Annotated in this window: 17 protein-coding genes and 1 tRNA gene; 6 read left to right on the top strand and 12 right to left on the bottom strand. The window is 67.8% G+C overall.

What is annotated here, in order from left to right; translation table 11 throughout:
• Positions 1–8: 8 nt before the first annotated feature.
• From AC1REM_RS09705 to AC1REM_RS09690, 4 genes are read right to left on the bottom strand one after another with little or no spacing between them, the layout of a single operon-like run.
• Positions 9–200, bottom strand: a complete 192-nt coding sequence (locus tag AC1REM_RS09705) for a hypothetical protein (protein WP_492514431.1) — start codon at positions 198–200, stop codon at positions 9–11.
• Between the two features lie 21 nt (positions 201–221).
• Entirely contained in the window at positions 222–1,154 is a 933-nt protein-coding gene (locus tag AC1REM_RS09700) for a type II secretion system F family protein (RefSeq protein WP_492514430.1), read from the bottom strand.
• Positions 1,151–2,005 carry a type II secretion system F family protein gene (locus AC1REM_RS09695; protein ID WP_492514429.1) on the bottom strand — a complete coding sequence of 285 codons (855 nt, stop codon included), beginning with the start codon at positions 2,003–2,005 and terminating at the stop codon, positions 1,151–1,153. Before AC1REM_RS09695 ends, AC1REM_RS09700 begins: the two co-directional genes overlap by 4 nt.
• Positions 2,002–2,976, bottom strand: a complete 975-nt coding sequence (locus tag AC1REM_RS09690; RefSeq protein WP_492514492.1) for a TadA family conjugal transfer-associated ATPase — start codon at positions 2,974–2,976, stop codon at positions 2,002–2,004. Before AC1REM_RS09690 ends, AC1REM_RS09695 begins: the two co-directional genes overlap by 4 nt.
• A 310-nt stretch (positions 2,977–3,286) precedes the next feature.
• Here AC1REM_RS09690 and AC1REM_RS09685 point away from each other — a divergent pair.
• Positions 3,287–3,368: transfer RNA gene (locus tag AC1REM_RS09685), tRNA-Leu, on the top strand.
• Positions 3,369–3,453: 85 nt separating this feature from the next.
• A complete protein-coding gene (locus tag AC1REM_RS09680; protein ID WP_492514428.1) occupies positions 3,454–4,212 on the top strand; it encodes a DedA family protein in 759 nt (252 codons plus the stop codon).
• Positions 4,213–4,266: 54 nt separating this feature from the next.
• Here AC1REM_RS09680 and ku read toward each other — a convergent pair whose 3' ends face one another.
• Positions 4,267–5,076 carry a non-homologous end joining protein Ku gene (ku, locus tag AC1REM_RS09675; RefSeq protein ID WP_454128047.1) on the bottom strand — a complete coding sequence of 270 codons (810 nt, stop codon included), beginning with the start codon at positions 5,074–5,076 and terminating at the stop codon, positions 4,267–4,269.
• A 64-nt stretch (positions 5,077–5,140) separates the two neighbouring features.
• Here ku and ligD point away from each other — a divergent pair, with 64 nt between their 5' ends.
• Positions 5,141–7,132: a non-homologous end-joining DNA ligase gene (gene ligD, locus AC1REM_RS09670; protein ID WP_492514427.1), complete on the top strand. Its 1,992-nt coding sequence runs from the start codon at positions 5,141–5,143 to the stop codon at positions 7,130–7,132.
• A gap of 15 nt (positions 7,133–7,147) precedes the next feature.
• Here the strand turns inward: ligD and AC1REM_RS09665 are convergent, their stop codons facing one another.
• On the bottom strand, positions 7,148–8,068 hold the full coding sequence (locus tag AC1REM_RS09665) for a cation diffusion facilitator family transporter (protein WP_492514426.1): 921 nt from the start codon (positions 8,066–8,068) through the stop codon (positions 7,148–7,150).
• 171 nt (positions 8,069–8,239) lie between these two features.
• On the opposite strand from AC1REM_RS09665, the gene AC1REM_RS09660 reads away from it, so the two are divergent.
• Entirely contained in the window at positions 8,240–8,968 is a 729-nt protein-coding gene (locus AC1REM_RS09660) for a DedA family protein (protein WP_492514425.1), read from the top strand.
• Positions 8,969–8,986: 18 nt separating this feature from the next.
• On the opposite strand, the gene rdgB is transcribed toward AC1REM_RS09660, so the two are convergent.
• Genes rdgB through murI form a run of 3 tightly spaced genes read right to left on the bottom strand, consistent with a single transcriptional unit; the run spans position 8,987 to position 11,217 of the window.
• Positions 8,987–9,580 (bottom strand): RdgB/HAM1 family non-canonical purine NTP pyrophosphatase, encoded by a 594-nt coding sequence (gene rdgB, locus AC1REM_RS09655; RefSeq protein ID WP_492514424.1) that lies wholly within the window; start codon positions 9,578–9,580, stop codon positions 8,987–8,989.
• A gap of 2 nt (positions 9,581–9,582) precedes the next feature.
• Positions 9,583–10,320, bottom strand: a complete 738-nt coding sequence (gene rph / locus AC1REM_RS09650) for a ribonuclease PH (RefSeq protein ID WP_492514423.1) — start codon at positions 10,318–10,320, stop codon at positions 9,583–9,585.
• A 48-nt stretch (positions 10,321–10,368) separates the two neighbouring features.
• Positions 10,369–11,217, bottom strand: coding sequence for a glutamate racemase (gene murI, locus AC1REM_RS09645; RefSeq protein WP_492514422.1), 849 nt, complete (start codon positions 11,215–11,217; stop codon positions 10,369–10,371).
• A 77-nt stretch (positions 11,218–11,294) separates the two neighbouring features.
• Between murI and AC1REM_RS09640 the strand changes: the two genes are divergently transcribed.
• Entirely contained in the window at positions 11,295–12,620 is a 1,326-nt protein-coding gene (locus AC1REM_RS09640) for a nicotinate phosphoribosyltransferase (RefSeq protein WP_492514421.1), read from the top strand.
• A gap of 3 nt (positions 12,621–12,623) precedes the next feature.
• Here the strand turns inward: AC1REM_RS09640 and AC1REM_RS09635 are convergent, their stop codons facing one another.
• The 3 genes from AC1REM_RS09635 to AC1REM_RS09625 are packed head-to-tail and all read right to left on the bottom strand — an operon-like array spanning position 12,624 to position 15,851.
• Positions 12,624–12,890: a DUF3039 domain-containing protein gene (locus AC1REM_RS09635; RefSeq protein ID WP_204939612.1), complete on the bottom strand. Its 267-nt coding sequence runs from the start codon at positions 12,888–12,890 to the stop codon at positions 12,624–12,626.
• 40 nt (positions 12,891–12,930) lie between these two features.
• Positions 12,931–14,502 carry a hypothetical protein gene (locus tag AC1REM_RS09630; RefSeq protein WP_492514420.1) on the bottom strand — a complete coding sequence of 524 codons (1,572 nt, stop codon included), beginning with the start codon at positions 14,500–14,502 and terminating at the stop codon, positions 12,931–12,933.
• Entirely contained in the window at positions 14,478–15,851 is a 1,374-nt protein-coding gene (locus AC1REM_RS09625; RefSeq protein ID WP_492514419.1) for an ABC transporter ATP-binding protein, read from the bottom strand. The genes AC1REM_RS09630 and AC1REM_RS09625 overlap by 25 nt, the downstream gene beginning before the upstream one ends.
• Between AC1REM_RS09625 and AC1REM_RS09620 the strand changes: the two genes are divergently transcribed.
• Entirely contained in the window at positions 15,805–16,143 is a 339-nt protein-coding gene (locus AC1REM_RS09620) for a hypothetical protein (protein WP_492514418.1), read from the top strand. The two genes, AC1REM_RS09625 and AC1REM_RS09620, sit on opposite strands and share 47 nt — an antisense overlap.
• Positions 16,144–16,151: the final 8 nt, after the last annotated feature.

Raw genomic sequence — 16,151 nt, 5'->3', positions numbered from 1 at the left:
TCCGCGCTTCAGGACATGCCGCTCACGCGACTCAGCGCGTCCTCGAACATCGCGGTCAGCGCCGGCCCGGCGACCGCCCAGATGAGAACCACAAGGCCCGCGGTCATCAACGTGATCAGAACCCAGCCGGGGACATCACCGCGGTCTTCATCGAGGATGGCATGCAGGCGGCGCATCGCGCGCACGGAGAGGGCATTCATGAGACTCCTTTCTGGTGCGGCTCAGGACAGTCCGAGTCGCAGGATGAACATGCCGGGAAAGACGGCGAAGATGACGCTGAGCGGGAGGATCAGGAACACGAGCGGCAGGAGCATGAGGATCTCTTTGCGACCCGCGCTCTCGATGAGCCCACGCTTCGATTCCTCTCGGGCGTCGGTGGCCTGAGCCTGCAGCACCGCGGCGAGCGGGGCACCCCGCTCCAGTGCAGCCACCAGCTGATCGACGACCCGGGAGAAAGCGGGAATCTGCAGACGCTGCGCGCTCTCGCCGAACGCCTCACCCAGGCCCGACCCCGTGTGCACGGCAAGCACCACGAGTCGCAGTTCCTGGCTCAGTTCGCCTGATCCCGTGGAGGCGACCCGGCGCAGCGCGTCGAGGGGTGTCTCGCCCGCCGACAGGCAGAGGGCGAAGAACTCCAGGACGGTCGGCAACTCCTCGCCGAGACGAGCGATGCGGGCTTTGGCGCGCATCGAGAGCAGATAGTCGTAGATCACGCCCGCGACAGCACCGGTGACGACGGGCAGCAGGACGGCGGGCAGACTCATCCGACCGGCGAGGGCGAGCGCGATGGCGCCGATCGCCCCGACGGCGACGCCCACGACGGCCCAGCCGAGTTGCCGGCCCCGAAAGGAGGCCAGCGTGCGGTCGACGCCCGCTTGAGAGAGCCGCAGCGGGACCGTGCCACCACCCGCACCGATCACGCCCAGGAGACGGTGAGCGATCTCCGACCATCGTGCTCCCGTAGAGGCGGGCATGCGGGCGCTCCAGAGCCGAGGCTGCTCGGTCTCTCCGGTGACGTCACGCAGGTGCGGTGCAATGCGCACAGCGAGCGGGAGCGCGCGCCACCGAGGAAGCGCGGACAGCAGCAGAAAGGCGCCGACTCCGAGAAGACCCCCGAGCAGGATCGACACGGCGAGCGCAGATGTGGGATTCATCGAAACCACCGTCGCTGCTCAGGAAGGCGTCCGATGCGCAGCATGAGACGGAAGGCGAGAACGGACACCCCCGCCCCCGCGAGGATCACGAGCACACCTTCGGCGCTCGCATAGGCGCTGGCTCCTTCGGGGCGCAGCAGCAGAAGGACGAGGATCACCCAGGGAGCGACCGCACCGAGCACCGCCGCACCGCGAATCCAGGATTGGCGGGCTTCCACCTCGGCTCGCAGCGCCGCTTCCGCGCGCACCGACGCGGAGAGCGCGCGCAGCACGGTCGTGAGTTCTGTGCCTCCGACCTCGCGCGCCATGCGGAGCGTCTCGACGATCCGATCGGCGACCGGATCAGCGAGCGCTTCTTTGAGCTTCTCGGCGCTCGTGTCGAAGCGCCCGGTGGCGTGCAAGTCACGGGCGAAGCGTGCGAACGCGGGCCGAAGCGGCGCGGGTGCGGAACCCGCCAGCGCGCTCACCGAATCGGGAAGCGACATGCCGACACGGATCGAGGCGACGAGCAGGTCGCAGATGTCTGGCCAGAGCGCACGACGAAGGCGCAGGAGCGCGAGACGACGAGAGCGCAGATAGACGATCGGAGCGCTCGCCGCGGCGACTGCTCCCACCAACGCGAGCGGCGCCGATGCCGTCGCCAACCACAGCACGGAGGCCGTCACCAGCGCGCCCGCGACCGTCACGGCAATGACCACTCGAGGAGTGCCGCTGAACCCAGCCTCGCGAACCAGACGGATCAGAACAGTGTCGCGGGGTCCCTTCGGCACGCTCGCGCGCGGCGGCCACAGCCACGGCGAGGCCGTGAGCAGCAGTCCTGCGGCCAGCAGGGCTCCGAGAAGCAGAGTCATCCGGCGACCTCGAGGAACGGGTCGACCGGCATCGGAGATTCGTCGACGTGGTAGATCAGCCGCGAGCGGATCCGCCCGTCGGCGTCAGCGCTGAGCGGCTCCCGCACCTCGACGATCCGCCTCCGTCCAGCGGCATCCCGCGCGCAGTGGACGACGAGGTCGACGGACGCGGCGAGCGCCGGCGCGATGAACGCCCTGTCGATGTTGCGCCCGGCAAGCAACGGAAGCATCGCGAGCTTCTCGAGAGCGTCGGCGGCCGAGTTGGCGTGAACGGTCGCAGCCCCGGGGACGCCGGTGTTGAGCGCCAGCACGAGGTCGAGAGCCTCAGCGTCGCGCACCTCACCGATCACCAGGCGGTCAGGGCGCATGCGCAGCGCCTCTTTCACCAGGCGGCGCAGCGTGATCTCGCCCGTTCCTTCGAGGCTGGCCTGACGGCCCTGCAGAGCGACCAAATCAGGCGCGTCGACGGCGAGCTCGAACGTCTCCTCCACCGTGATGATGCGCTGGTTCTGGCACTCTCCGATGAGCGCTGCGAGCAGTGTCGTCTTGCCGGCGTGCGTCGCGCCGGAGACGACGACGCTGAGCCCTTCGCGCATCGCATGGCCGAGCAGCTCGGCGATGTCCGGCGTGACGGCGCCCTGGCGCACGAGCGAATCGAGCGTGCGGAACCGGGGCAGAAACTTTCTGATGTTCACCGCCCACGAGCCGCGGACCACATCCGCGATCGCGACGTGCAGACGCGAGCCGTCCGGCAAGGACGCATCGACGAAGGGCTGACTGATGTCAACCCGGCGACCGCTGGTGTGCAGCATCCGCTCGACGAGATCACGCAGCTGCGCGTCGGTCAGCTGCACGGGCACGCGCTGAGTCGTGCCGCCCTTCGCGATGAACACCCGCTCCGGACCGTTCAACCAGATCTCTTCGATGTCGGGATCATCCAACAGCGTCTGCAGCGCACCGAAACCGCTCACTCCCGCGAGGATATCGCGCACGCAGGCCGCCTCGTCGTCGATCGTCGCCGTGCCACGGGCGAGCGCGAGGTCGTTGTGCCGACGTACCTCGAGCTGCGCGATGCGCCGAACCTCATCGGGGTCGACAGACGGATCGCGCCGCTCAGCTCGCAGACGGGCGCGCACGCGCTCGGCGACGACGGCGGTGGGCTGATTCACGCGAAGCATCGTCGCAAGAACGGCGACACGCCCGCAGAAGTTATCCACAGGGCGGTTTCGGGATAACCCCACGTCAGAACGAGCCTGCGCATCAGTAGAATGAACCGACCGCGCGGGAGTGGTGAAATTGGTAGACACGCAGGATTTAGGTTCCTGTGCCTTCGGGCGTGGGGGTTCAAGTCCCCCCTTCCGCACAAGACGGGCTCAGGCTCCGTCGATTCCGGATGCTGCGGCATCCCCTTCATTGGCCGCCGAAAGTCACATCTGACGGGACCTCATTTGCATAACGCAGCACTCATCCCCTGGCTCGACCCGCAGCTGATCATCTCCAGCGCGGGCCCCTGGGCGCTCCTGGTCGTGTGCTTCATCGTGTTCGCCGAGACGGGGCTCCTCGTGGGCTTCCTGCTTCCCGGCGACACGCTGCTGATCATCGCGGGCCTTCTCACGCACACCAACGATGTGTTCGGTCTCAACATCTGGGTGGTGTCGCTGCTCATCGCCCTCGCGGCCTTCGTCGGCGGCGAGGTCGGCTATCTCATCGGCCACAAGGGCGGGCCTGCCGTCTTCGAACGCAAAGAATCCGGGCTGTTCAGTCGCAAGAACGTCGAACGAACGAACGCGTTCTTCGAGCGCTTCGGCGGGCTGACGGTCATCCTCGCGCGCTTCGTCCCCATCGTGCGCACCTTCGCCCCTGTCGCCGCCGGTGTCGGCCACATGCCGTGGCGCCGCTACTCGCTGTACAACTTCATCGGCGCGATGATCTGGGGCTTCGGCCTGACGATGGTCGGCTACCTGATCGCCTACATCCCGTGGATCCGCGACCTCGTCACCGAGTACATCGATGTGATCCTCCTGATCGCCGTGGGCGGTACCGCCCTCGTCACGCTGTGGCACTACCTCGTCGAGCGCCACAAGGCGAAGAAGGCGGCAGCGGCCGGCGAAGATGTCGTCACGGATGCCGCAGAGGCCGAGGAGCTCGTCCTCGACAGCGATGTGTTCGACCGCGCACCCGACCTCGACGGAGACGGTAAGCACTGACATCCCTGCACTCGAAGCGCGTGTCTGCCGATCCGGCGGACACGCGCTTCTGCGTTATCCGGCGTCCTTCGCCCTCGCGGCGCGGGAGCGTTCGACGCTCGCCCGCAGCGCCTCCATCAGGTCGATGACTTCGCCGCCCTTCTCCGCACCGTCTGACGCCGCGAAGGTCTCCGAGACCTCGAACCCCTCGCCCTTCTCGATCTTCGCGTCGATGAGGGTGCGCAGCTCCGCCTGGTACTCGTCGACGAACGTCTCGGGGTCAAAGTCTCCGGAGAAGCTCTCGACCAGACTCGCCGAGAGCTCCAGCTCCTTGTCCGAGATCTTCACCGGTTCGTCCAGCGCCGGGAATGCGGGCTCGCGCACTTCATCCGCCCAGAGCAGCGTCTGCAGCACGAGAACGTCGCCGCGCACACGCAGTGCTGCGAGCCGCGTCTTCTGCCGCAGGGTGAAGCGCACGATCGCCGTGCGATCCGTAGCCTCCAGCGTGCGGCGCAGCAGAACGTAGGCCTTGGGTGACGAGGAGTCCGGCTCGAGATAGTACGCCTTGTCGAGGGTCAGCAGATCGACCTGGTCGCTCGGGACGAACTCGACGACATCGATCTCGCGGCTGCGCTCCGCGGGAAGAGCCGCGAGGTCATCCTTCGTCAGCACGATGGTCTGCCCGTCATCGACGTAGGCCCTGTCGATGTCGGCGAAGGGGACCACCTGCCCGCACACCTCGCAGGTGCGCTGGTAGCGGATGCGCCCGCCGTCCTCACCGTGCACCTGATGCAGCGGCACATCATGGTCTTCCGTCGCCGAATACACCTTGACAGGCACGTTGACCAGGCCGAAGGTGAGCGCGCCCTTCCAGATCGTCCTCATGGCACCAGTACACACCAGCGGCTCGCTTCCCACCAGAGATGTCCCCGCGGTGTACTCTGACGGCATGGCGAAGGACGGTCAGGTCGTGCAGATCGATGGCCGCCGCCTGCGCGTGACCAATCTCGACAAGATCGTCTACCCCGACGCGGGCACCACCAAGGGCGACGTGATCAGCTACTACACGCGCATCGCGCCGCTCCTGCTCCCCCAGCTCGCCGGTCGCCCCGTCACCCGCAAACGCTGGGTCGAGGGCGTCGGGACGGCGCAGCATCCGGGAGATTCGTTCTTCACGAAGCAGCTCGAACGCGGGGCACCCGACTGGATCCGCCGCGTCCCGATCGAGCACTCCGGAGGCGCGAAGGAGTATCCGGTGATCGAGGAGGTCGCAGCCCTCGCCTGGCTCGCCCAGGTGGCGAGCATCGAACTGCACACCCCTCAGTGGCGCTTCGATGCCGACGCCACCCGTCTGCGCCCCGACCGGATGGTGCTCGACCTCGACCCCGGCCCGGGGGCATCGCTCGCGCAGTGCGCCGAGGTGGCGCGCCTCGCCCGAGGCATTCTGACCGGCATGGGTCTGGATGCGGTGCCCGTCACGAGCGGCAGCAAGGGAATCCACCTCTACGCCGCGCTGCCCGGAGAGCAGACGAGCGATGAGGTCTCGGCCGTCGCGAAGGCCCTGGCACAGGCGATCGAGAGTGACCATCCTGACCTCGTCACGAGCACGATGGCGAAGGTCATGCGCCCGGGCAAGGTGTTCATCGACTGGAGCCAGAACAACGGCGCGAAGACGACGATCACCCCCTACTCGTTGCGGGGGCGCGCGCACCCCTGGGTCGCAGCTCCCCGCACCTGGGAGGAACTCGACGACCCGGATCTCGCCCAGCTCACCGCTGAAGAGGTCCTCGACCGCGCCGCCCAGGGCATCGACCCTTTCGCTGTGGCCCAGGTTCCCGCTGATCCGACGCCCACGCCGGTGCCGTCGCGCACGAGCGCGCGGCGGGACGCACCGAGACCGTGGACGTCACCGACCGTCACCGACCCGGACGCCACATCGGCGGGGCCCTTCACCGCACCGCGGCCGATGCTCGCCACTCGGGGCACATCGGGACTCGCGCGGTCACTGGGCTCGTCGGGCACCGGCGCGTCGTCGCATCCGTCACGGTGGGCAGAGATCAAGTGGGACGGCATTCGCGCGATCGGCACCTGGCGTCACGGGCGCTTCCGGCTCTTCGCCCGCAGCGGCATCGAGATCACGGACCGCTACCCAGAGCTGACCGCGGACGGCGCGCCTCACCTCAGCGCGCAGGAGGCCATCGTCGACGGCGAGATCGTCGCGCTGGATGCCACGGGACGCCCCAGTTTCGCGCTGCTCCAGAACCGCATGCACCTCGCCTCGGCGCGCGAGATCGAAAGAGAGGTCGTGCGCACCCCCATCCGCTACCACCTCTTCGATCTGATGCATCTCGACGGACACGACATCACCGCTCTTCCGCTGCGCGATCGCAGAGAACTCCTGGAACGGGTGTCAGAGGATGCCGATGCCCGTATCGTCGTTCCCCCGGTGTTCGAGGATGTCGACGCGGCATTGGATCTCAGTGCCGAACTCGGGCTCGAGGGGATCGTCGTGAAAGACGCCTCGTCTCGCTACAGACCCGGCGAGCGCTCCGGATCGTGGCTGAAGCTCGCCCACACGCGCACGCAGGAGGTCGTGATCGGGGGCATCCGCCCCGGGCAGGGAGACCGCACGGGGCGCATCGGCTCCCTGCTGCTCGGAGTGCCCGAATCCGAAGGGCTGCGGTACGTGGGTCGCGTGGGCACCGGATTCACCGATCGGATGCTGCGCGACCTCGCCGTGCGGCTCGCACCGCTCGCAGCCGAGGAACCCGGCCTCGTCGGCGTGCCGTCGCTCGATGCCTCCGACGCGCAGTGGGTCGATCCCGTGCTCGTCGCTGAGGTGGAGTTCGCGAACTGGACGCCCGGTGGACACCTGCGGCATCCCCGCTGGCGAGGCCTGCGCCCCGACAAGGGCATCGACGAGATCATCGTCGAACGTTGAGCGTCGCCCGCATCATCAGGCGTGCGAGGGCTCGCACTCCGCGTGGTCGTCGGGTTCGAGTTGGAAGGTCGAGTGGGCGACGTCGAAGTGGTCGGCGAGACACTCCTGCATCTCCGCGAGAAGCGCGCCGGAGCGACCAGAGGAGAACACCTCGGGTGCCACCGTGACGTGTGCGGTGAAAACGGGCGCTCCGCGCGTCAGCTGCCACACGTGCACATCATGCACGCCCGTGACTCCGTCGAAGCCCTGCAGGTGCGTGCGGATCTCGCTGACGGCCGTGCCCTTCGGGGCCGATTCCGCGAGGACGGAGAACACCTCCCGCAGCAGGCTGATCGCCCGCGGGATGATCATCGCCGCGATGAACAGCGAGGCGATCGCATCCGCCGGCATCCATCCCGTGACGATGATGACGACCGCGGCGACGATCACGCCGACCGATCCGATCAGGTCACCCATGACCTCCAGGTAGGCGCCGCGCACATTGATGCTCGTCTTCTGCGCGCGACTGAGGATCCACATCGACGTCGCATTCGCGATGAGGCCGGCAGCCGCGACGATGAGCATGAGTGTGCCGGCGACCTCGACTTCGCCCGGATTGATCAGGCGGCTCACCCCCTCGATCGCGACCCATCCGGCGAGGAGGATCAGGATGATGGCGTTGATGAGCGCCCCGAACACCTCGGCCCGCTGATAGCCGAAGGTGCGACGGTCGTCGGCCGGGCGGGCGGCGACCGTGCTCGCGATGAGTGCGATGACGAGCGCCGAGGCATCCGTGAACATGTGCGCGGCGTCCGCGAGCAGGGCGAGTGACCCGCTGAGCAGCGCGCCGACGATCTGCACGACCATGACCGTCGCGGTGAGCGACAGGGAGATCGTCAGCAGGCGTCGGTGATTGGCCGAGCGGATGCCGCCGGCGGCGGGAGCGTGATCGTGCATGCCTCCAGGCTAGGCCGCATCCACGGGCGTCACGGGCGAAAAGGCCTAGTCGGGAACGGTAACGGTTCTCACTCGCACGTCGACACCCCCAGAGGTTACCCAGGTCTCTCCCGCACCCCCGTGGCACCATGGAGAGGGCGCGACGAGCGTCGACGAGGGAGGACGCCGACGATGATCACCAGCGCGCTCACAGTGCCGATGACGACCGACCCGCAGTACGAAGGATTCATCGGCTGGGTGCTCTCGCTCATGCAGTCCCTCGGCGAGATCGGCGTCGGCGTGGCCGTGCTCATCGAGACGTTCGTGCCCCCGATCCCCTCCGAAGCGCTGCTTCCCGGAGCCGGGTTCCTCGCCTACGAAGGGCGAATGAGCTTCTGGGGTGCGTGGTTCGCCGCGACCCTCGGCGTCGTACTCGGCGCGCTGGCCTGGTATGGGATCGGCGCCGCCCTGGGCCGGGATCGCACGCGACGTCTCGTCGGGCGCATCCCTCTCATGGACACGGACGACTTCGACAAGGCGGAGGCGTTCTTCCTCCGCTGGGGCGGGCTCGCCGTGCTCTTCGGACGTTGCGTGCCCCTGGTTCGCTCGTTCATCTCCATCCCGGCGGGCATCGAGCGGATGCCGCTGCTGAAGTTCACCGGCTACACGTTCCTCGGATCCGGCGTGTGGAACGGCATCTGGATCGGATTGGGCTTCGCCTTCGGCCCCGCGATCGCGCCGGTGCTTGAGCAGTGGAGCGGCGTGCTGTCGAAGGCGGTGATCGCTGTGATCGCAGCGCTGCTTCTCTGGTTCGTCGTCGCGCGCCTGCTGCGCATTCGACGCCGCGTCCGTGAAGCGGCGGAGGCCGTTGACACTATCGCCGACCGCACGCCGACGTCGGGAATTCCGACGTCGCGCTGACGGCTGGCGCGAGCGCGCTCAGAGCTGGGCGAGAAGGGGGCCGAGTGCCTCGAACGCACGACTGCGGTGTGAATGCGCCTGCTTCTCCTCCGCGGTGAATTCCCCCACGGAACGTTCCACGTCCGTCGGCTGCTCGTCCGGGATGAAGATCGGGTCGTAGCCGAATCCCCCCTTCCCTGACGCCGCGTGCGCAAGGCGTCCCGGCCAGACTCCCTCGACGGTGAACTCGCGACCGTCCGGCAGGACAAGCGCGATCGTCGACAGGAAGTGCGCGGTGCGGTGCGGATCGGCGATGTCGTGCAGCTGGTCGAGCAGCAGTTCGAGGTTGGCGATCGCATCCTTCTTCTGCCCTGCCCAGTACGCGGAGAAGATTCCGGGCGCCCCGCCGAGAACATCGACGCAGATGCCCGAATCGTCTGCGAGAGCGGCGAGCCCTGTGTGGGCTGAGGCCGCGCGCGCCTTGATCAGTGCGTTCTGCGCGAACGTGATGCCGTCCTCGACCGGCTCGGGGCCGTCGTATCCGATGACCTCCAGGTCAGGACGGGTATCGCGCACAATGCCGTGGAACTCGGCGACCTTGTGCGGATTGTGCGTGGCGAGGACGATCTGCATCGTCACTCCGCGTCGAGCGCCGCGAGCTGATGCGTGCGCAGGTCGGCGCAGCCAGCGACGCCGAGGTCCAGCAGCGCGTCGAGTTCGCGCTTGTCGAAGGGCGCTCCCTCAGCGGTGCCCTGCACCTCGACGAAGAGGCCGCGCCCGGTGACGACGACGTTCATGTCGGTCTCGGCGCGCACGTCCTCGACGTAGGCGAGATCGAGCATCGGCTCACCGTCGATGATTCCCACCGAGACGGCGGCGACGGAGTCGATCAGCACCTGGGACTTCTGCCCGATGAACTTCTTCGTACGGCCCCACTCGATCGCATCGGCGAGGGCGACATACGCACCGGTGATCGCGGCCGTGCGCGTTCCGCCGTCCGCCTGCAGCACGTCGCAGTCGATCACGATCGTGTTCTCGCCGAGCGCCTTCGTGTCGACGACCGCGCGCAGCGCGCGCCCGATGAGACGGGATATCTCGTGCGTGCGTCCGCCGACGCGGCCCTTGATGCTCTCGCGGTCGTTGCGGCTGTTCGTCGCCCGAGGCAGCATCGCGTACTCAGCGGTGACCCAGCCCTTGCCCTTGCCGGTCAACCAGCGCGGCACCCCGTTGGTGAACGACGCGGTGCACAGCACCTTCGTGCCGCCGAAGCTGATGAGCGCAGAGCCTTCGGCATGGGCGCTCCAGCCGCGCTCGATCGTGATCTCACGAAGCTGGTCGGTGCTGCGGCCGTCGGCGCGGACGATGTCGGACATGCGGTTCTCTTCTCTGTTCGCGTCGGAGCGGATGCTGCGCGTGGTCGGTCAGTCGGTGATGCGGTCGAGCTCGGCGAACTCTTCCGGAAGGGTGATGACGCCCGTCTGCACGAGCTGCACGTCGCGCACCTCATGACCCATCAGCCGGTTGGCGAGCGCCGTGAAATCCTCAGCGGAGGCGCCCGTGGCTTCGTAGGTGTAGCGCGGTCGAGCGTTCTGCGGCGCGAGCAGGTCGCCGCGGACGAGCTGGCGGTACACGTCGCCGGCGGTCTCGTCGTCGCTGGAGACCAGCGCGACGCCCTCCCCCATGACGTAGCCGATCGCGCCGCGCAGGAACGGATAGTGCGTGCATCCGAGCACCAGGGTGTCGACCCCGGCCTCGCGCAGCGGAGCCAAGTACTCCTCCGCGACGGCCAGGACTTCGGGGCTGTCTGTGATCCCGGCCTCGACGAACTCGACGAAGCGCGGGCACGCCGCCGTGAAGACCTCGAGCCTCTCGTTGACCTCGAGCATGTCCTGATAGGCACGCGACGCGATCGTCCCTGCGGTGCCTATCACACCGATCCTGCCATTGCGCGTCGTCGAGACCGCACGACGAACCGCGGGGCCGATGACCTCGACAACAGGGACGCTGTAGCGCTCACGCGCATCGCGGAGCATCGCGGCGGACGCCGTATTGCATGCGATCACGAGCATCTTCACCCCTTGATCGACGAGGGTGTCCAGCACTTCGAGCGCGTAGCGCCGCACATCGGCGATCGGTTTCGGGCCATAGGGCGAATGCGCCGTGTCGCCGATGTAGACGAACGACTCTCGCGGCAGCTGTGCACGGATCGCTCGTGCCACGGTGAGCCCGCCGACACCAGAGTCGAAGATGCCGATAGGCGCGTCGTTCATGATCTCAAAGCCTAGTCGCGTCGCCGGATGGTTGGGTCCGCGACTCGGCGGAATCGTGCTCTCACTACACTGAACGCATGACCGGTTCCACCGCTTTCAAGACCGACCAGTACGAGCTCACCATGCTGGATGCGGCTCTGCGAGATGGAACAGGGTCTCGTCCCTGCGTCTTCGAACTGTTCTCCCGTCGGCTCTCCGGCGGCCGTCGCTTCGGCGTCGTCGCCGGCACCGGTCGGCTGCTGTCCCTGCTGCGGGACTTCCACTTCGGCGAGGAGGAGCTGCGTTTCCTGCGTGACAACCGGATCGTCGATGATCAGGCGCTGCGCTATCTGGAGAACTACCGCTTCACCGGAACGATCCGCGGCTACCGCGAGGGCGAGCTGTACTTCCCGGGATCGCCGATCCTCACCGTCGAGGGCACCTTCGCCGACGCGGTCATCCTCGAGACGCTCGCGCTCAGCGTACTCAACCACGACTCCGCCGTCGCGACGGCCGCGTCGCGTATGAGCATCGCCTCCGGGGAGCGCCCGCTGGCCGAGATGGGCTCACGTCGCGCCGCGGAGGAATCGGCCGTCGCCGCCGCGCGCGCCGCGTACATCGCCGGCTTCAGCGCGACGAGCAACCTGGAAGCGGGACTCCGTTGGGGCATCCCCACGATGGGCACCGCCGCGCACTCCTGGACGCTCCTCCACGACAGCGAAGAAGACGCGTTCCGCTCTCAAGTCAATGCGCTGGGCACCTCGACCACGCTGCTGATCGACACCTATGACATCCGCCGCGGCGTCGAGACCGCGATCCGCGTCGCCGGCACCGGCCTCGGCGGCGTGCGCATCGACTCCGGCGATCTGCCGCTCGTAGCCGCGAGCGTGCGAGACCAGCTCGATGAGCTCGGCGCGACCGGTACCCGCATCACCGTGACCAGCGACCTCGACGAGTATGCGATCGCCGCCCTCGCAGCCTCCCCCGTCGATGCCTACGGCGTCGGCACATCCGTCGTCACCGGCTCCGGCTATCCGACCGCAAGCATGGTCTACAAGCTCGTCGCCCGACAGGACGCCACAGGGAGCTGGGTCAGTGTCGCCAAGGCCTCGCAGGACAAGGGCTCCCAGGGCGGACGCAAGGCGGCCTTCCGCACGCTCGAGAACGGCGTCGCCGTCGCCGAGACCATCGCCGTCTCCTCCGGCTTCGACGAGGTCGACACCGCCGAGGAGCACCCAGGAGGTCGCCCTCTGCAGGTGACGCTCGTCGAGAACGGCGAGATCGATTCCTCGTACGAGGGCCCGCAGGGCACCGAATCCGCTCGCGCCCACCATCTGCGCGTGCGCGAGGAGATGCCGGTGCGCGCGCTCGCGCTCAGCAAGTCGGACCCGGCCATCCCGACCGTGTACGTCGACGCGCTCTGACGTCTACTTCGTCAGCGACTCGTAGATCTCTTTGCAGGTCGGGCAGACCGGGAACTTCTCGGGGTCGCGACCCGGAGTCCACTTCTTGCCGCACAGCGCACGTACGGGCTTGCCCGTCAACGCCGACTCGAGGATCTTCTCTTTCTTGACGTAGTGCGAGAAGCGCTCGTGGTCTCCCGGCTCCTGCAGCTCTTCTTCGAGAAGGCGTTCGAGGTCACGGTCGAGTGTGGCCACGCCTCCGGCGTCAGGGGCATCCAGCGGAGTACTCATAGCGGCGATTCTAGCCGCGATCGTCAGCGGATGGGCCGCGTCAGACCGTCTCGATGAACTCCATGACGCGCTCTTCACGACGTTCGTAGAACCGCGCACCGATGACAGTGCCGACCGTCAGCACCAGAACCCCGGTGCCCAGCCCCACCCACAGCGGCACCTGCACGGAGGCCATCGGATCGCTCAGCGCGAGCCAGGCGAGCCAGATCGTGGGAGCAGAGACCACGACAGCGCCGATGAGCGCACCTGCCTGCCCGAACGCTCCGCGAGAGGTCGCGCGCTGCGGCTGCTGGAACGGGCTGTCGCCGGGCCGGGAGACGGCGTAGGGAGCCACGACAGAGGCGATGCTCGAGAGACCGAACCCGGACAGAAGCAGGCTCATCGTGACCCCGATGAACACCGGCAGCAGTGACCAGCGGCCGATCACGGCGAGAGTGAGCGCGACGGCGATGGCGAGGATCGGCAGGGAGATGAGGATGATCGGCACGAGGCGCCCCAGACGATCCGCGATGCCGCGCACGTCACTCACGACGTGCGTCCAGAACGCGGTGGAGTCATACGCGATGTCGTTGTGCGGCAACCAGCCGAAGAAGAGCGCCATCACGGCAACGGGCAATGCCGCTGCATACGTGAGAGGTACACCGGCGACAAGGAGGGGAACCGCCGAGAGAACGCCCGCGATCGGGACGATCGCCACGTTCACGAGGTAACGACGATCGCGCAGCCAGTACACCAGGCTTCGCGCGGCGATCGCTCCGAAGGGCGTCGACGGCAGGAGCGCGAACCATCCGAGGCCGGGACGTTCTCGCGATGCCGCACGGCGTCCCGTCGTCGTGAGTGCTCGACGCACCAGCCACGCCCACAGCGCCGCAAGAAGCCCGGCGGTCACGACGGCGATCACGCCGATGACCCATATGGCGCCCCACTCCGCAGCGACCGCGGCGAAGGGCAGCGCGAACGCCGCACCGAATGGGGTGTAGCTGAGGACGGAGGCCGCGGTCTCCAGAGCCGGTGGAACATCACCGTTCCAGCTCATCGATGCGACGAAGACGCCGACGGGGACAGCCACGACGACAAGCGCCAGAGTGAACAGGGCCGTGAGTTCACGGGAACGCCGCTCGGGAAGGGCGAGCGCGATCAGCAGCATCCCGATGCGCGCAGCGAGCACCGCCGTGATCAGTGCCAGCACGCCGCCGAGAACGGTCAGTACGAGTGGCGCACCGAAAGCACTCGCCACGATGCCGACAGCGACGATCACAGCGGCCAGGGCGAGCGTGGGCACGCTGATCAGAGCCGCAAGCGCCAGAACCCAGGGCAGACGGCGCAGGCTGAGCCCGAAGACGGCGAAGCGCCGCGGGTCCAACTGATCGACCGTGCCGGCGAGGATCGGCGCGAGGAAGAAGCCGAGCATGAACAGTGCGCCGCCCACGATGATCACCGTGGTGGCGGTGCCCGAGGTCGCTGTCTGCAGGCTCAGCACCGCTGCGACGGTGGCGGCGGTGGCGGCCAGAAGCACGATCAGCTCGATCACCGTACGCAACACGCGTCGCCGGTCCCCGCGCAGGGCACCGAACATCAGCGCCAGTCTCAGGCGGAGAACGTGTGCAACCACTCGAGCCCCTCCACCTCACCGGCGCCGCGGGTGAGTTCCGTGAACCGCTCTTCGAGCGACTGCTCACCGCGCACCTCGTCTACCGTGCCTTCGGCGAGGACCCTGCCGCCCACGATCACAGCGATCCGCGAGCAGACGCGCTCGACGAGATCCATGCCGTGGCTGGAAAGGACGACCGTGCCTCCGTGTGCGACGTAGGCACGCAGGATGTCGAGAATGATGCCCGAAGACACCGGGTCCACCGATTCGAACGGCTCATCGAGGATGAGAACCCGCGGAGAGTGGATCATGGCGCCAGCGAGCATGATCTTCTTCGTCATTCCCGCCGAGTAGTCGGAGACGACACGCCCCAGCGCCCCGGTGAGGTCGAACGCGCGGGCGAGATCCGCTGTGCGCTTCTCGACAACGTCGGCAGAGAGGCCACGCAGGAGTCCGTAGTAGTGCAGCAGCTGACGCCCCGTCAGGCGGTCGAAGGTGCGCAGCCGATCGGGCAGCACACCGAGAATGCGCTTGGCTCCGCCGGTGGAGTGGTCGAGTCCCGCGATCTTGACGGTGCCGGAGTCCGGTCGCAGGAGCCCCGCCACGATCGACAGGGTCGTCGTCTTGCCTGCACCGTTGGGCCCGACGATGCCGTAGAAGGCGCCGGTAGGAACGCTCAGTGAGATGGCCTCGACGGCGCGGGTGTCGCCATAGGACTTGCTGAGCTCGCGCACTTCCAGCGCGTGCTCACCGCTGCCTTCCACGTCGGCGACGACTGGCGCCGCGAGAATTGTCGTTGCGGATGCCTCTTCTGTCGAATCCTCGGCGGGGGCATCCTCGCTCGTAGGTTCCGTTTCGTCCGGCGTCTCGGACACGGCGTGAGCGTCGGCCTCGTCTGCGGGGGCGTCGAGGACCGACTCAGCAGTGTCCTCCGAAGCGGAGGTGTCGATCGTCTCGACGTCAGCTTCTACCGTTTCGATGGCTTCGATCGGCGCAACCGTCTCGACAGTATCGATCGGGACCCCATGAGCTTCGGGAGCGTCCGCCTCGATGCCGGTCGGAACGGGCGCGGTAAGGGCCGTGCGAGCAGCCACCTCCGCGGGAGCAACGGAGTCTGTCTCGGCCCGCACGAGCGCAGCCTTGCTCTCTTTCGCTGCAGCGGCCTCGGCCGCACGTGCCGCTTCGCGTGCGCGTGCGGCACGTGTTGCCGCCGCCTTCTTCGCAGCAGCCGAACGCGCGGCCGCCTTCTTCGCAGCATCCGCATCGGACGCGGAGGCCTTGACGGCCTGGACTTTGGCGGCGGTGGCCTTCTTCGCCGCGGTCGTGGCCGACGATTTCGCGGCGGCGGTCTTTGCTGCGCTGGCTTTCACCGCAGCCGTCTTCGCGGCCGTGCTCTTGGCAGCGGTGGCCTTGGCCGTGCTCGGTGTGGCCGCTTTTCCGGTGGTGGCAGTGGTCTTGGAGGCCGGGCGCGCGGTCGTCGACGTCTTCGCGGCGTTGGCAGCGGCGGACCTCGTCGGCGTCTTCTTCGCGGCGGGGCGTTTCTTCGGCCCGCTCCCCTTGTTCGCGCCCTGTGCAGGGACAGCTGTTGATGTGGCCGACGACGCCGAAACGGCATCCGTCGACGACGAGGCGGTGGGCGCGCCCCCCGGGGCACCCCCGTGATCTTCAGT

Source organism: Microbacterium sp. GW823-FHT02G05, from assembly GCF_058797175.1.
Note: the sequence above shows the minus strand (reverse complement) of the source record. Positions and strands in the feature narration are given on the sequence as shown.

Excerpts from the sequence above, each read along its gene's own strand:
- ligD (WP_492514427.1), top strand. The coding sequence starts at position 5,141 with ATGGCGAAGGACGGTCAGGTCGTGCAGATCGATGGCCGCCGCCTGCGC.
- AC1REM_RS09700 (WP_492514430.1), bottom strand. The coding sequence starts at position 1,154 with ATGAATCCCACATCTGCGCTCGCCGTGTCGATCCTGCTCGGGGGTCTT.
- ku (WP_454128047.1), bottom strand. The coding sequence starts at position 5,076 with ATGAGGACGATCTGGAAGGGCGCGCTCACCTTCGGCCTGGTCAACGTG.
- rdgB (WP_492514424.1), bottom strand. The coding sequence starts at position 9,580 with ATGCAGATCGTCCTCGCCACGCACAATCCGCACAAGGTCGCCGAGTTC.
- AC1REM_RS09705 (WP_492514431.1), bottom strand. The coding sequence starts at position 200 with ATGAATGCCCTCTCCGTGCGCGCGATGCGCCGCCTGCATGCCATCCTC.
- AC1REM_RS09660 (WP_492514425.1), top strand. The coding sequence starts at position 8,240 with ATGATCACCAGCGCGCTCACAGTGCCGATGACGACCGACCCGCAGTAC.
- AC1REM_RS09695 (WP_492514429.1), bottom strand. The coding sequence starts at position 2,005 with ATGACTCTGCTTCTCGGAGCCCTGCTGGCCGCAGGACTGCTGCTCACG.
- AC1REM_RS09640 (WP_492514421.1), top strand. The coding sequence starts at position 11,295 with ATGACCGGTTCCACCGCTTTCAAGACCGACCAGTACGAGCTCACCATG.
- AC1REM_RS09665 (WP_492514426.1), bottom strand. The coding sequence starts at position 8,068 with ATGCACGATCACGCTCCCGCCGCCGGCGGCATCCGCTCGGCCAATCAC.
- AC1REM_RS09635 (WP_204939612.1), bottom strand. The coding sequence starts at position 12,890 with ATGAGTACTCCGCTGGATGCCCCTGACGCCGGAGGCGTGGCCACACTC.
- murI (WP_492514422.1), bottom strand. The coding sequence starts at position 11,217 with ATGAACGACGCGCCTATCGGCATCTTCGACTCTGGTGTCGGCGGGCTC.
- rph (WP_492514423.1), bottom strand. The coding sequence starts at position 10,320 with ATGTCCGACATCGTCCGCGCCGACGGCCGCAGCACCGACCAGCTTCGT.